Genomic DNA, 14,795 nt, shown 5'->3' with positions numbered 1-14,795 from the left:
GGCCGGACTCGAAGCGCTTCGATGCTCTGGGTTCGCGCATGCGGATGTCAAGGCGCGCACCCCGGATGGCCTCGCCACGCCCAGGGAGTTGCCGGACTGTCGGTGCCGGTTCGGGTGGCCGGGAATATTGGGCACGGACCTTGTGACGGTCTGGCCCTTCACCTAGCCTCACAGCAACATCGAAGCGCTTCGACGAAAGCCTTCGCCAGTCGACCGGCGGGTGTACCGCCGGGTGTCCGGGCGCGCCACGAAGGGTTGACGCAATGACGCCGAACTCCCCCTCTTTGAGCTCGTCCGCGAGCTCCGCTCCGAGCCGGAGAAGTTTCCTGGCCTCCACGGCGGTGGCCGCGGCAGCGGTGACCGGAGGCATACCGCTGCTCAGCGCGTGCGGCGGCTCCGGCGGGGGCGCTCAGAAGGACGGCACGACCTCGGGCGAGAAGCTCAAAGACCTGCTGCCGACGTATGCGGCGTCCGCGACCGTGACCCCGGACATTCCGAGCAAGAACGGTTCGGCGGCCGGGTTCACCACCGCGCTTCCCGCCGACCAGCTGGCCGTCTCGGTGCCGAAGAAGCTCGGCAGGGGCGGCGAGGTGAGCATCATGGCCCCGCTGTGGGGGACTTCGCCGAAGCAGGGCAACCCGTACTGGACCGCCATGGACGAGGCGATCGGCGTCACGGTCAAGTGGCGCAACCAGGACGGCAACACCTACGGCCAGAAGCTCGGCGCGGTGCTGGCCTCCAGCTCCCTGCCGGACGCGGTGGTGGTGCCCGGCTGGGAGCTGACCGGCAAGATCCCCAGCGCCGTCAGCAACAAGTTCGCCGACCTGGGCCCGTATCTGAGCGGCGACAAGGTCGAGGAGTACCCGAACCTGGCGGCCATCCCGACCGGCGCCTGGCAGCGGGCGGTGTTCGGCGGCAAGCTGCGCGGGCTGCCGATGCCCGCCGCGGACGTCGGCAACATCGCGCCGTTCTACCGCGCCGACCTCTTCGCCGAGAGGGGCTACCAGCCGCCGAAGACCACCCAGGAGTTCTACGACCTCTGCAAGGAGATCAACGCCCCCAAGAGCAAGGTGTGGGCGTGCGGCGACATGACCTGGGCGGCGTACGCGTTCTTCGGCGTGCTGCCCGCGAAGCCGCACTACTGGCGGCTGGAGGGGGACAAGCTGGTCAACCGCTGCGAGACCGACGAGTACCTGGAAGCCCTGGAATGGTCCCGCTCGCTGTACTCGGCCGGTTTCGTCCACCCGGACGCCAAGGCCGAACAGGGCGACATCGGCGCCCTGTTCGCCTCCGGCAAGGCGTGGATGTACAACATGGACCTCTCCGACTGGTACGGCAGGACGTCGGTCCAGCGCCTGGAGAAGCCGGAGTTCCGGATGGCCGCGATGGACTACTTCGCCCATGACGGGGGCGCGCCCGCGCTCTTCAAGGCGGCGCCCTCCAACATCTGGTGCTTCGTCAGCGAAAAGGCCGACGAGAAGACCGTCCGGGAGATCCTCGCCGTCGCCAACTACTGCGCCGCCCCGTACGGGACGAAGGAGCAGCGGCTCAAGGCGTACGGCGTGGCAGGCGAGCATCACACGCTGAAGGACGGGCTGCTCACCAAGACCGAACAGGGCAACGACCAGGTCTTCGCGACCTACGAGTACGTCGCCGCGCCCGCCCCCTTCCTGGCCCACCCCGACCACCCGGACGTCGTGCAGGGCATGGTCGAGTGGCAGCAGCGGCAGGGCGCGCACAGCGAGGCGCCGCTGTTCCACGGCATGCAGATCCAGGAGCCGAGCCGCTACATCAGTCTCGACGCCCAGTTCGAGGACCTGGAGAAGGACATCGTGCGCGGCCGCAAGAAGGTCAGCGACATGCAACAGGCGGTCTCCGACTGGAAGTCGCGCGGCGGCGACGAACTCCGCGACTGGTACAAGAAGCTGCTCGACGAGACCGGCGACGCGGCCTGACGCTATGACGCACAGTCTCACCAAGGCCCGCGCCGACGGCCCCGAAGGACCCCCCGAGCCCCCGCCGCCGCGCGGCCGCCCGAAGCGCGGCGGCGGGATCACGCTCCGGCACCGGCTGCGGCGCGACCGCACCCTGCTGCTGATGACCGCGCCCGCGGTGCTGCTCCTGCTGGTCTTCGCCTACGTACCGCTGCTCGGCAACGTCGTCGCCTTCCAGGACTACGACCCGTACATCGCGGACAACGCCTTCGACGCGATGGCGCGGAGCCCCTGGGTGGGCGGCGAGCAGTTCCGGCGGATGTGGGACGACCGGCTGTTCTGGCAGGCTCTGCGGAACACCCTCGCGATCTTCGCGATCCAGCTGACGCTGTTCTTCCCGCTGCCGATCCTGCTCGCGCTGTTCATCAACAGCTTCGTGCGCCCGCGGGTACGGGCCGTGGCCCAGGCCATCCTGTACCTGCCGCACTTCTTCTCCTGGGTGCTGGTCATCACGGTCTTCCAGCAGATGTTCGGCGGCGCGGGCCTGGTCTCCCAGGTGCTGCGCGACCACGGGCACGACGGCATCGACCTGATGACCAATCCGGCGCTGTTCAAGTTCCTGGTCACCTTCGAGATGATCTGGAAGGACGCGGGCTGGGGCGTGATCGTGTTCCTCGCCGCGCTGGCCTCGGTCAGCCCCGACCTGTACGAGGCGGCCGCGATGGACGGCGCGGGCCGCTGGCGGCGGATGTGGCACATCACGCTGCCCGCGCTGCGCCCGGTGGTCGCGCTGCTGCTGGTCCTCCAGGTGGGCAACGCGCTCACGGTCGGCTTCGAGCAGATCCTGCTGCAGCGCACCGCGGTCGGCCCGACCGCCGCCGAGGTGCTGGACACCTACGTCTGGAACGTCGGCCTGCTGAACGGCGACTTCAGCTATGCGGCGGCCGTGGGCATCGTCAAGGGGGTCGTCGGGCTGCTGCTGGTCCTCGCGGCCAACAAGGCGGCCCATCTGATGGGCGAGCAGGGGGTGTACCAGCGATGAGCCTGCTGTCCTTCGGCATCAGGCCCGGCAGCCGGGACGGCCTGCGGCCCGTGTGGGAGGAGCGGCCGACCAGGGCCGGTCTCGCCGTCAAGGGCGTCACGCTGGTCGCGGTGTGCCTGGCGGTGCTCTTCCCGCTGTGGGTGGTGGTGGTCACCAGCCTGTCGTCGGTGAAGACCATCACCGAGACCGGCGGCCTGGTGGTGATCCCGCGCGGCGTCACGTTCGTCGCGTACCAGGAGCTGCTGGGCGGTGGCCAGGTCACCCGCGCGACGCTGGTGAGCGTCGGGGTGACGGTCGTCGGCACGCTGTTCAGCATGACGGTGTCGATCCTGTGCGCGTACGGTCTTTCCCGCACCGGGTCGGTACTGCACCGGCCGCTGCTGATGCTCCTGCTGGCCACGATGTTCTTCGGAGCCGGTCTGATTCCCACGTACCTGGTGGTGCAGGGGCTCGGCCTGACCGACACCTATCTGGCGCTGATCCTGCCCAGCGCGGTGAACGTGTTCAACATCCTGGTGCTGCGGGCATTCTTCATGGGCACGGCGCAGGAGCTGATCGAGAGCGCCCGGATCGACGGGGCCGGTGACTTCCGCATCCTGTGGCAGATCGTGATGCCGCTGTCCCGTGCCGTCATCGCGGTGATCACGCTGTTCTACGCGGTGGGGTACTGGAGCGCCTGGTTCAACGCCTCCATCTATCTGAGCGATCCGGGCATGCTGCCGCTGCAGAACATCCTCAACCAGCTGGTCATCAAGCAGGAGCGGCCGACCGGCCTGGCCTCGGCCGTCAACACCGGGCAACTGTCGCCGCTCGCCGTTCAGATGGCCGTGATGGTGCTCGCCCTGGTGCCGGTCTCGGTGCTGTCGCCGTTCGTCCAGAAGCACTTCAAGGCAGGCATGCTCACCGGCGCGATCAAGGGGTAGTCCGATGCCCGCACTCGACGACACCACCCGCGGCCGTCTCCTCTTCGGCGGCGACTACAACCCCGAGCAGTGGCCCGAGGAGGTCTGGCCCGACGACGTACGGCTGATGAGGGAGGCCGGGGTCAACTCCGTGACGCTCGGGGTGTTCTCCTGGGCCCGGATCGAACCACGGCCGGGGGCCCGTGAGTTCGGCTGGCTGGACCGGGTGATGGACCTGCTGCACGAGAACGGCGTCGGCGTGGTGCTCGCGACGCCGACCGCATCCCCTCCCCCGTGGCTGGGCAGGCTGCACCCCGAGACGCTGCCGCGCGACGAGGACGGCCGGACCGTGTGGTGGGGCTCGCGCCAGCAGTTCGCCCACTCCAGCCCCGTCTACCGGCGGTACGCGGCCGCGATCACCGAGGATCTCGCGGCCCGCTACGGCAGCCACCCGGCCCTGACCCTGTGGCACATCAACAACGAGTACTGCACCTACGACTGGGGCGACGAGGCGGCCCGCGCCTTCCGCGCCTGGCTGCGGGCGAAGTACGGCACTCTGGCGGCGCTCAACGAGGCCTGGGGCACGGCGTTCTGGAGCCAGCGCTATGACTCCTGGGAGGAGATCATTCCGCCGCGCCGGGCCCAGTACCTGCGCAACCCCACCCAGGCGCTGGACTTCAAACGGTTCACCTCCGACGCGCTTTTGGAGTGCTATCGCGCCGAGCGCGCCATCGTCGCCCGGCACAGTCCGCACCTCCCGGTCACCACCAACTTCATGCCGCTGTGGTCCGGGCAGGACGCCTGGGCGTGGGCGGAGCACGAGGACGTGGTGTCCGTCGACGTCTATCCGGACCCCAGGGACCCGCGGGCCGGTCAGTACAACGCCATGATCGGCGATCTGACGCGCTCTCAGGCACACGGCCCGTGGCTGGTGATGGAGCAGGCGGCGGGCGCGGTGAACTTCCGGGGCGTGAACCATCCCAAGCCGCGCGGGCTGAACCGGCTGCTGTCGCTCCAGTCGGTGGCGCGGGGCGCGGACGGCGTCTGCTTCTTCCAGTGGCGGGCCTCCCGGCAGGGTGCCGAGAAGTTCCACTCCGGCATGGTCGGCCACGCCGGGCCCGACGGCCGGGGCTTCGCCGAGGTCAAGCGGCTGGGCGCGGAACTCTCCCGGCTGGCCCCGGCCGTGGCGGGCGGCCGGGTGACCGCCGACGCGGCGATCCTGCACGACTGGGACTCCTGGTGGGCGGACCAGCAGGAGGGACGGGTCTCCGCGCGGCTCGACCATCCGGAGGTGGTACGGGCCTGGCACCGCGCCCTGTGGGAGGCGAACATCACCACCGACTTCGCCCACCCGGAGCACGATCTGACCCCGTACCGGATGGTCCTGGTCCCCCGGCTGTATCTGCTGAGCGACGCCGCGATCGCGGGCCTGGTCGCCTACGTCGCGGGGGGCGGCACCCTGGTCTGCGGCTTCCACACGGGCGTCGCCGACCGGGACGACCGGGTACGGGCCGGGGGCATGGACGCCCGGCTGCGCGGGCTGTTCGGCATCCGTGTGCTGCACGAGTGGTGGCCGCTGGAGGCCGATGACCGGGTGGACTGCGGGGACTTCCACGGCACGCTCTGGTCGGAGGAGCTGACGGCCGCCGCCGACGCCGATGTGGTCGCCGTGTACCGGGGCGGCGAACTCGACGGGCTGCCCGCGGTGCTGCGCCGGGATCGCGCCTGGTATCTGTCCACGCTGCCCGAACCAGCCGCCCTGCGCGCCCTGTTGGCGGACATCGCCGGGCGGGTCGGGGTACGGCCGCCGCTTCGCGGCCTGCCGCCCGGCGTCGAGGCCGTACGCCGTGGCGGGCTGCTGTTCCTGCTCAACCACGACCGCGCGGAGGCGACCGTTCCGCTGCCGGGGCCGCACCGCGAGCTGCTCACCGGCGCCGCGCTACGGGACCGGCTGACCCTCGGCCGCTACGGGGTCGCCGTACTGGAGCGGGCGGCGTGAGCCGCGGAACGTGGGAACCGGCGCCCGCGGCCCGCTGGGAGGACGCCTTCCTGAGCGGCAACGGCAGCCACGGCGCGATGGTGTTCGGCGACCCCGGCGACGACCGGGTCATCGTCAACCACCACACGCTGGTCCGGCCGAACGGCTCCGCGTACGCGCGGCCGCCCGAGCTGGCCGCCGGGCTGCCCGGCCTCCAGGACCGGCTGCTCGCCGGGGACGCCACCGCCGCCGAGGACTTCACGGACGGCCGCCCGCTGCGCTGGGTGCAGCCGTTCCACCCCGCCTTCCAGACGCGGCTTCGGCGGCGCACGGCGGCCGCCGGCGTACGCGGGTACCGGCGTACGGTGCAGTTCGCCACCGGGGTCGTCAGCGCGGAGTGCGGACGGTGGCGCAGCCGGGTCTTCGTCTCGCGCGCGGACGACGTGATCGTCCAGTACGTCACCGACCCGGACCTCAGCGCCGAGCTCACCCTCGACCACACACTGCCCGGCGCGCCGGATGACCTCTCGGTCGGCCATGGCACGCTGCGCACCGAGCACGGCGCGCTGCTCACCCTGCGGGTCGGCTATCCGGGCGGCGACCGCGGCTACACCGGGCTCACCCTCGCCGTCGTGCACGGCGGTACGACCAGTGTGTTCGGCACGGGCGCGCGGGTGGCGGGGGCCCGTGGGCTCCTGCTGCTGACGCGGGTGCGGCGGCACACCGGGGAGCTCGACACCCGGCCCGACGCGGCGTCCCTGCGCACGCTCGCGGGCGAGGGGAGCGTCGCGGAGGCGTACGAGCGGCTGCTCGCCCGGCACGAGGCCCTGCACCGCCCGGCCTACGAGCGGGTGACGCTCGACCTCGGCGGCACACCCGCGGAACGCGCGCTCAGCGGCGGCGCGTTGCTGTCCAAGCCGGAGAGTCCGGCGCTTCTGGAGCGGCTGTTCGCCGCGGGCCGCTACCACCTGCTGTGCGCCAGCGGGACGCTGCCGCCCCGGCTGACCGGCCTGTGGACCGGCGACTGGGACACCGCCTGGTCCGGGGCGTTCACCACCGACGCCAACCTGGGCCTGCAGACCGCGTCCGCCGCCGTGGGGGCGCTGCCCGAGGTCACCGATGCCCAGGCGGCCCTGGTGCACGGCCAGCTGGCGCACTGGCGGGCCAACGCGCGGTCCGTCTTCGGCGCCCGCGGGGTGGTCGCGCCCGCGCACACCGACGGCGAGAACGGCCACAGCCACCACTTCCAGCGCGCCTATCCGCTGCATCTGTGGACGGCGGGCGCCGACTGGCTGCTCCAGCCGCTCGTGGACCACGACACGGTGCGCGGCGTCCGCGACGCCCGGCTGGCGGACGCGCTCGCCGAAGTCGCCGACTTCTACGAGGACTTCCTCACCCGCACCGGCCCGGACGGGCGGCTGGTCATCGTCCCGTCGTACTCGCCCGAGAACCGCCCGGCGGGCGGGAGCTGGGTCGCCGTCAACGCCACCATGGACATCGCGGCCGCCCGGCACGCCCTGCGCACGGCGGGCGCGTACCATCCGGAGCGGGCCGACCGGCTGCGGGCGCTGGCCGACCGGCTGCCCGCGTACCGGGTCAACGAGGACGGCGCGCTGGCCGAGTGGGCCTGGCCGGGCCTCGGTGACGCGTACGACCACCGCCATCTCAGCCATCTGTACCCGGTGTGGCCGCTCGACGAGATCAACCCCTACGACACGCCGGAGCTGGCGCGGGCCGCGCACCGCGCCCTGCTGCTGCGCGGCCGGGAGAACGACTCCGCGCACGGCCAGCTGCACCAGGCTCTGGTCGCCGCGCGGCTGCGCGACGCCGGGCACACCGGGGCCGCGCTGCGGCGGGTCCTGGCCGGGGACTATTTCCACGCCTCGCTGATGAGCGCGCACTACCCGCGCCGGGACGTCTACAACGCGGACGCCGCGCACGCGCTGCCCGCCCTGGTCATCGAGGCGCTCGTGCAGTCGTCCCCGGACCGGCTGGTCCTGCTCCCGGCGCTGCCCAAGGGCTGCCCGCGCGGGGTGCTGCGCGGCGTCCGCACCCGGTTCGGCGCGACCGTCGACCTCACCTGGTCGGACGGCGGGTGCACGGCCGTGCTCCGGCCCGCCCGCGGCGGCCGTATCACCCTCATCACGCCCACCGGCTCCCGGCGCATCGAATTGTTCAACGAGCAACCTTTGACGGTGCGGTGGCGACCAGGAGACACACCCGTTCCCGAACTGCGAGGTCACGATGACGAGACCCACCCGCAGCACTAGGCCCAGTCCCCGCCGCCTTCGCCGTCCCGGCAGGCTCGCCGGGGGCGCGCTCGCGACCCTGATGACCGCCACCGGCGGCCTGTTCGCGGTCGGCCACTTCGCCGCGGCCGCCGAGGAGGCGGTGCCGCCCTCCGCCGCCGACCGTCCCCTACAGGCTCTGGCGGCCGCCCGCGTCGCCGAGCGGCTCGACCGCGGCCTGGTGGCCGTGCCCGCCGACGGCGGGGTCCTGGTCACCTGGCGCATGCTCGGCGACGACCCCGCGGACGTCTCGTTCCGGCTCTATCGCGGCGGCACCCTGATCGAGGAGACGCGGCGGACCAACTTCCTGGACAGGAACGGCGCCACGGGCGCCTCCTACGAGATCCGGGCGGTGCTGAACGGCGTCGAGCAGCCGGGCGAGCGGGCCGCGGTCTGGAGCGCGGGCCGTCTGGACATCCCGCTGGACAAGCCGCCGGGCGGCACGACCCGCGACGGCGTCGCGTACACCTACTCGGCCAACGACGCGTCCGCCGCCGACCTGGACGGCGACGGGTCGTACGAGCTGGTCCTGAAGTGGGCGCCGTCGAACGCCACGGATGTGGCGAACTCCGGTACCTGCACCGGACCGACCGTCTACGACGCGTACGAGCTGGACGGCACCCGGCTGTGGCGGATCGACCTCGGCACGAACGTCCGCAGCGGCTCGCACTACGACTCGTTCCAGGTGTACGACTACGACGGCGACGGCCGGGCCGAGATGGCGGTACGCACGTCGGACGGCTCCAGGGACTCCGCGGGGACCGTCATCGGAGACGCCAACGCCTCGCATCTGGCCGACAACTGCGCGGTCCTCAGCGGCCCCGAGTTCCTGTCGGTCTTCGACGGGCGGACGGGGCGGGTGCGGGACTCCGTCCCCTTCGAGCCCGCCCGCGGCGACGTCGCCGACTGGGGCGACACCTGGGGCAACCGCGAGGGGCGGCTGCTGTCGGCCACCGCCTACGTCAACGGCTCGACGCCCAGCATGGTGTTCAGCCGCGGCATCTACGAGCGCGTCGCCCTGGCCGCGTACGACTGGAACGGCAGCGCCCTCACCCGCCGTTGGACGTTCGACACCGACAGCTCCACCAACTACGGCAAGGGCTACGACCAGCAGGGCAACCACCAGCTCTCGGTGGCCGACGTCGACGGGGACGGCAGGGACGAGATCCTCTACGGCGCGATGGCCGTCGACGACGACGGCCGGGGGCTGTGGACCACCAGGCTGGGGCACGGCGACGCGATGCACGTCGGCGATCTGGATCCGGCCCGGCCCGGTCTGGAGTCCTTCAACGTGCACGAGCACACGAACGCCGAGTACGGCTACGAGATGCATGACGCGCGGACCGGCGAGGTCCTGTGGGGCCAGCGGACCGGCAGCGACGTCGGGCGCGGCATCTGCGCGGACCTGACCCGGAGTCACGCGGGCGCCGAGTGCTGGTCGAGCGCCGGCGGACTCTACGCGGCCGACGGCACGAAGATCAGCGACAGCGTGCCGACGTTCGCGGGCGGCGACTCGTTCAACTCGGCGATCTGGTGGGACGGCGACGCGCACCGGGAGCTTCTCGACCACCGCTGGTCGGGCTCGGCGGGCGTGGGCTACGCGCAGATCCTCAAGTACAACGGCTCCACGGAGCTCGACCGCATCTGGTACGACCGGGACGCCAAGTCCAACAACTGGACCAAGGGCAACCCGGTGCTCTCCGGCGACCTGCTCGGCGACTGGCGCGAGGAGATGATCTGGCGCAACGCCGACTCCACGGCGCTGCGGCTGTACAGCACCCCGCACCCGACGGAGTTCCGGCTGCCGACCCTGATGCACGACCCGGTCTACCGGCTCGGCGTCGCCTGGCAGAACACCGGCTACAACCAGCCGCCGCACACCAGTTACTACCTCGGCACGAGGTAACGGCGGCGGAGGCAGCGGCAGTCGTACGCGGCCAGCTCGGGCCCGGCGCTCTCAGGCGGGCGCCGGGCCCGAGCTGGCCCGGCGGACCAGTTCCGGCGCGAGCAGGGCCACCTCGTCCGTGCCCTGCCCGTCGAGCTTGGCGATGACCCGCCGTACGGCCTGGCGGCCCATCTCCTGGGCGGGGATGGCCACCGAGGTGAGCCGCACCGACGACTGGAGCGCCACCTGGTCCGGGCAGACGGCGACCACCGACACGTCCTCGGGCACCGCGCGGCCCTGCTGGCGCAGCAGGCCGAGCAGCGGCTCCACGGCCGACTCGTTCTGGACGACGAACCCCGTGGTGCCGGGCCGCTCGTCGAAGATCCGGGCGAGCGTCGCCGCCACCGCCTGATAGCCGCCGTCGCAGGGTCGGTGCAGCATGCTGAGTCCGAGTTCGCGGCTGGCGGCCCGCAGGCCGTCCAGGGTCCGCTCGGCGAAGCCGGTGTGCCGTTCGTAGACCGCGGGGGCCTCGCCGAGCACGGCGATGTCGCGGTGGCCGAGACCGGCCAGGTGCTCCGCGCACAGCGCGCCCGTGGCCACGAAGTCCAGGTCCACACAGGTCAGTCCGGCCGTCTCGGCGGGCAGGCCGATGAGCACGGCGGGCTGGTCGCTCTCGCGCAGCAGCGGCAGCCGCTCGTCCTCCAGCTCCACATCCATCAGGATCATGGCGTCGGCGAGGCCGCTGCGGGTGACCCGGCGGACGGCGGCGGCGCCCTCGTCGCCGGTGAGGAGCAGCACGTCATAGCCGTGCTCGCGGGCCGTGGTGGCGACCGCGACGGCGATCTCCATCATCACCGGCACATACATGTCGGTGCGCAGCGGCATCATCAGGGCGAGTATGGTGGACTTGCTGCTGGCCAGCGCGCGCGCTCCCGCGTTGGGGTGGTATCCGAGCTCCTGGATGCTGCGCTCGACGCGCTCACGGGTGCCGAGCGAGATCGACCGCTTGCCGCTGAGGACATAGCTCACCGTGCTGGCCGAGACTCCGGCGTGCTGGGCGACCTCGGCGAGGGTGACCATTCGGCTCTCCCAAACAGGGCGAGCGGGGTGACGAACCGCTTCGACGCGGCGCCCGTCCGCCCCGCTCTCGTATCAGGCGTCATGCGACGCTCTGACCCTAGACCCGCGCCTCTACGGTGTCCAGAGGCGGAGTCGAAGCGCTTCGACTCCACCTCTGGCGACAGGCCGGTGCGGCACCCTCCCGCTTCCGAAGGGCGCCGCACCGGGGACGGCCAGCGCTACAGCGCCGGGTGGGCGTTCCTCAGCAGCTCCTGGAACTGGGCGGAGAACCAGTGCCCGGAGACCGGGGCGTCCGGCAGCGCGCCGGACATGCTGTTCCCGTTACGCGGGTTGCCCTCGTACGTCGGGTCGCACATCCGGTCGAACCCCTTGCCCTCGTCGTTCGGGATCTCCTTGCTGGAGCCGTCGGACTCGCCCGGAGGCTTCATCCACACATAGGCGTCGATCCCGGACTCGGGTGCCGTCTGGGGGCGTTCGCCGAGGCCCGCGCCCGCCTGGTTGCACCAGTTGCCGACGTGGATGCGGCGGTCGTAGCGGCCGCCGTCGACGTAGGTGTCCACGTCCGTCATCGCGCCGGGGCCGGTCGGCCGGTCCGGGCCTCCCCAGCCGTTGCGGGAGGTGTCGATCAGCATGCCGATGCCGGGGTCGAAGCCCGTGGACACCAGCTGCTGACGGAAGCTCTGGGCGAAGGACAGCTCGTCCGCCGACTGGTTCCAGTCGACCCAGGCCGACTCACGGACGGACTTGCCGCCGACGCTGTCCGTGAGGGAGAAGTTCTCCTCCTTCAGGGCACTGTAGTTGGCGGTGTTGGTGATGAAGCCGTGGACGTCGGCGGGAGTGGCGCCCTCGGCGTTCGCGGCCTCGTAGAAGACAGCGGCGGACGCGGCGAAGTTGTCCTCCCAGCCGATCCAGCCGTGGTGGCCCGCGTCCACGTAGTTGTAGACGTTGTCGATCGCGCCGAGCTGGCCGAGCGCGTAGCCGACGCCCTTGACGTAGTTGCCGTTGGCGAGCATGACGTCGCACTCGGGTGTCGCGGTCGGGCGGGAGCCGGTGTTGGTGACCAGGTTGGGCAGCGAGTCGATCTCGACCGTGGTGACGATCCGCAGGTCCGCGTACTTGTCGTCGGCGAGGATGGCCGCGATCGGGTCGATGTACTCGGTCTTGTAGCGGTCGATCTCCTCCGGGCCCAGTTCGCCGTTGGAGGCCAGCGCCGCGCAGTCACGGCCCGGCAGGTTGTAGACGACGATCTGGACGACCAGCTCGCCGTCGCCCTTCTGCTCCAGGGCGGTGTCCAGATGCGCCCGCAGGCCGCGGGCGTCGGCGGTGCCCTCGATGGCGGCGATGCGGTCCATCCACACGCCGGTCGGCTGGTCGGCGATCGCGGAGCCGCCGGGCTCGGCGGCGGCCTTGGCCGACCAGTCCGGATTGACGTAGACCTCGGCGCCCGCGTACGGGTTGTCCACGCGCTCGCCAGGGGGATCGGTCGGGTCGGGACCGGGTCCTGGACCTGAGTCGCCGCCGCAGACGACACCGTTCAGCGTGAAGGTCTCCGGGACGGCGTTGGCGCCGCTGTAACTGGCGTTGAAGCCGAAGGAGGCCGAGTCTCCGGTGCCGAGTGCGCCGTTGTACGAGACGTTCGACGCGGTGGCGTCGGCGCCGGACTGGGAGAGTCCGGCGTTCCAGCCCTGGCTGATCTGCTGGTTCCCGGCGAAGGACCACTTCAGGTCCCAACCGCTCACCGGGTCGCCGGTGTTGGTGACGGTGACCGCGGCGGTGAAGCCGGAGCCCCAGTCGTTCTGGATCGCGTAGTCGACGCTGCAGCCGGGGGCCGCCGCCTGGACGCCGTCCTCGGCGTCGGCGGCCACGGCGGTGCCGGCCGCGGTGGCGACCAGCGCGCAGGCGGCGAGCAGAGCCGTGCGTGGTCTGCCTGCTCTCCTTCGGGCAGTGCGGGTGGTTCTGGCCGTGCGGCTCATGGTGCTCTCCTATTCTCGGAGGGTTCCGTCGCGGGTCCCGGCAGGAATTCCGCCGGGGGTTCCGTCGGGGGTTCCGTCGGGGGTTTCCGCCAGGGCGCGCAGGTGGTCGCGCAGCCCGACGCCGTAGGGGGTGGGGGTGCCGTCGTAGTCGCTGATCAGCGCGGGGCCCGCGGAGCAGTCCCAGGTGTTCCAGGTCCAGCCCAGATAGGACAGGCCCCGGTCGTCGAACCAGCGCATCACGCGGTCGACGAACGAGTGCGCGCAGGTGTTCTCGCCGATCTCGCCGGCCACCAGCGGCACGTGGGCGGCGACCGGGGCGAGCGTCCGCTCCCAGCAGCTCTCGTCGGCACAGGTGTTGAAGTTGTAGACGTGCCAGGCGGCGGCCAGATTGCCCGCCGGGTCGCTCGGCGCGTACGACGGCCACTGGCTGAGATCGTTGGCGTACGCGAGTCCGCTGACCAGGATCACGTTCTCGGCCCCGGTGTCGCGTACCGCGTCGACGAGGCTCTGCATACCGGCGACCTCGTACCCGATGCCGGGGCAGTCTCCGCCGTCGCGCCAGCAGGTCCAGGCCTGTTCGGGGGTGTTGGTCGCGCGGTCCGGATACGGCTCGTTGAACAGGTCGAAGACGACGGCCGGGTCGTCCTTGAAGGCACTGGCGACCGAGGTCCAGAAGGCCGGGGTGTACCGGGCGTTGGGCATCGGCTTCTGGCAGCTGGCGTAGATGTCCGAGCAGCCGGCGGAGTTGCCGGTGTACTGGCCCCAGGACCAGTGGAGTTCGACGACCGGGGTCATCCCGTGGTCCTCGACCCGGCGCACCAGGTCCTTGACGGCGGTGGTGTAGTTCTCGCCCCCGTAGCGCGGGTCGATGTTGTCCAGGCCCAGCCAGCACTCCTCGTTGAGCGGGATGCGGACGGTGTTGACGTTCCAGTCCGCGATGGCCTGGATCGCGGCGTCGTCGACGGGACCGTCGAAGATGCCATAGCCCTGGACGCAGGCGAACTCGCCGCCCGAGCGGTTCACGCCGAGCAGCCGCCGGGTGACGCCGTCGGCGTCGACGAGCTCGTTGCCCGAGACCTTCAGGGCCGGGGGCCCGTCTGAGGGGTCGGGCGGATCGGTGGGATCGGGGTCGGGCGGATCGGTCGGGTCCGGGTCGGTGGGATCGGGGTCGGGGTTCTGGTCCTCGTTGCAGGCCTCGCCGTTCAGGGTGAAGGAGGCGGGCGCGGGGTTCGCGCCCGACCAGGAGGCGAGAAACCCTGCGGTGGCGCTCTCGCCGGCGCCGAGCGCGCCGTTCCAGGTCTCGTTCGTCGCGGTGACCGTGCCGCCCGACTGGGACCATCGGGCGCCCCAGCCCTGGGTCACCTCCTGGCCGCCCGGAAAGGCGAACCCGAGGGTCCACTCGGTCACCGCGGGACCGTGGTTGGTGAGCGTGACGGAGCCCTGGAAGCCACCGTCCCACTCCCCCACGGTCTCGTACGCGACCGTGCAGACGGGGGCCGACCCTGAGGCCGTGCTGGCGGCCGCGAACAGGGCGCCCGTCAGGGCGAGTGCCGCCGCGACGAGCAGCGAGAGTAAACGGGAAGAACGCGGGGGGTGTCGCATGAGCGACTCCTTGCAGAGCGGGCGCGCCGCGAACGGCACACCGACTGACGGAATCGCTCCCACTGGTGACTGAGGACGTTAAAGCATCAACTGCCGTCAAGCAACAGAGGA

9 protein-coding genes are annotated in these 14,795 nt (G+C 71.6%); 6 read left to right on the top strand and 3 right to left on the bottom strand.

The genetic code is table 11. The features are described 5' to 3' along the window. Nucleotides 1-263: 263 nt before the first annotated feature. The 6 genes from ACX6XY_RS01990 to ACX6XY_RS01965 are packed head-to-tail and all read left to right on the top strand — an operon-like array spanning nucleotide 264 to nucleotide 10,050. Nucleotides 264-1,955 (top strand): extracellular solute-binding protein, encoded by a 1,692-nt coding sequence (locus tag ACX6XY_RS01990; protein WP_460325581.1) that lies wholly within the window; start codon nucleotides 264-266, stop codon nucleotides 1,953-1,955. 4 nt (nucleotides 1,956-1,959) lie between these two features. Continuing rightward, the gene (locus ACX6XY_RS01985; RefSeq protein WP_460325579.1) at nucleotides 1,960-2,976 is read left to right on the top strand and encodes an ABC transporter permease; all 1,017 of its coding nucleotides are present in this window, start codon (nucleotides 1,960-1,962) and stop codon (nucleotides 2,974-2,976) included. Then, nucleotides 2,973-3,899: a carbohydrate ABC transporter permease gene (locus ACX6XY_RS01980; protein WP_460325577.1), complete on the top strand. Its 927-nt coding sequence runs from the start codon at nucleotides 2,973-2,975 to the stop codon at nucleotides 3,897-3,899. Before ACX6XY_RS01985 ends, ACX6XY_RS01980 begins: the two co-directional genes overlap by 4 nt. Before the next feature lie 4 nt (nucleotides 3,900-3,903). Next, a complete protein-coding gene (locus tag ACX6XY_RS01975) occupies nucleotides 3,904-5,877 on the top strand; it encodes a beta-galactosidase (protein ID WP_460325575.1) in 1,974 nt (657 codons plus the stop codon). Beyond that, a complete protein-coding gene (locus ACX6XY_RS01970; protein WP_460325573.1) occupies nucleotides 5,874-8,126 on the top strand; it encodes a glycosyl hydrolase family 95 catalytic domain-containing protein in 2,253 nt (750 codons plus the stop codon). The genes ACX6XY_RS01975 and ACX6XY_RS01970 overlap by 4 nt, the downstream gene beginning before the upstream one ends. Next, nucleotides 8,101-10,050 (top strand): rhamnogalacturonan lyase, encoded by a 1,950-nt coding sequence (locus tag ACX6XY_RS01965; protein ID WP_460325571.1) that lies wholly within the window; start codon nucleotides 8,101-8,103, stop codon nucleotides 10,048-10,050. Before ACX6XY_RS01970 ends, ACX6XY_RS01965 begins: the two co-directional genes overlap by 26 nt. A 51-nt stretch (nucleotides 10,051-10,101) precedes the next feature. On the opposite strand, the gene ACX6XY_RS01960 is transcribed toward ACX6XY_RS01965, so the two are convergent. From ACX6XY_RS01960 to ACX6XY_RS01950, 3 genes are all read right to left on the bottom strand, one after another. Next, nucleotides 10,102-11,109, bottom strand: coding sequence for a LacI family DNA-binding transcriptional regulator (locus ACX6XY_RS01960; RefSeq protein WP_460325569.1), 1,008 nt, complete (start codon nucleotides 11,107-11,109; stop codon nucleotides 10,102-10,104). A gap of 218 nt (nucleotides 11,110-11,327) precedes the next feature. Next, nucleotides 11,328-13,082 carry a glycoside hydrolase family 6 protein gene (locus ACX6XY_RS01955; protein ID WP_460325567.1) on the bottom strand — a complete coding sequence of 585 codons (1,755 nt, stop codon included), beginning with the start codon at nucleotides 13,080-13,082 and terminating at the stop codon, nucleotides 11,328-11,330. 9 nt (nucleotides 13,083-13,091) lie between these two features. Further along, nucleotides 13,092-14,684: a cellulase family glycosylhydrolase gene (locus tag ACX6XY_RS01950; protein ID WP_460325565.1), complete on the bottom strand. Its 1,593-nt coding sequence runs from the start codon at nucleotides 14,682-14,684 to the stop codon at nucleotides 13,092-13,094. Between the last annotated feature and the right edge of the window lie 111 nt (nucleotides 14,685-14,795).

The organism is Streptomyces sp. O3, assembly GCF_054788135.1.
This window is presented reverse-complemented; position numbering and strand designations above follow the sequence as displayed.

Excerpts from the sequence above, each read along its gene's own strand:
- ACX6XY_RS01950 (WP_460325565.1), bottom strand. The coding sequence starts at position 14,684 with ATGCGACACCCCCCGCGTTCTTCCCGTTTACTCTCGCTGCTCGTCGCG.
- ACX6XY_RS01985 (WP_460325579.1), top strand. The coding sequence starts at position 1,960 with ATGACGCACAGTCTCACCAAGGCCCGCGCCGACGGCCCCGAAGGACCC.
- ACX6XY_RS01965 (WP_460325571.1), top strand. The coding sequence starts at position 8,101 with ATGACGAGACCCACCCGCAGCACTAGGCCCAGTCCCCGCCGCCTTCGC.
- ACX6XY_RS01990 (WP_460325581.1), top strand. The coding sequence starts at position 264 with ATGACGCCGAACTCCCCCTCTTTGAGCTCGTCCGCGAGCTCCGCTCCG.
- ACX6XY_RS01980 (WP_460325577.1), top strand. The coding sequence starts at position 2,973 with ATGAGCCTGCTGTCCTTCGGCATCAGGCCCGGCAGCCGGGACGGCCTG.
- ACX6XY_RS01960 (WP_460325569.1), bottom strand. The coding sequence starts at position 11,109 with ATGGTCACCCTCGCCGAGGTCGCCCAGCACGCCGGAGTCTCGGCCAGC.
- ACX6XY_RS01955 (WP_460325567.1), bottom strand. The coding sequence starts at position 13,082 with ATGAGCCGCACGGCCAGAACCACCCGCACTGCCCGAAGGAGAGCAGGC.
- ACX6XY_RS01975 (WP_460325575.1), top strand. The coding sequence starts at position 3,904 with ATGCCCGCACTCGACGACACCACCCGCGGCCGTCTCCTCTTCGGCGGC.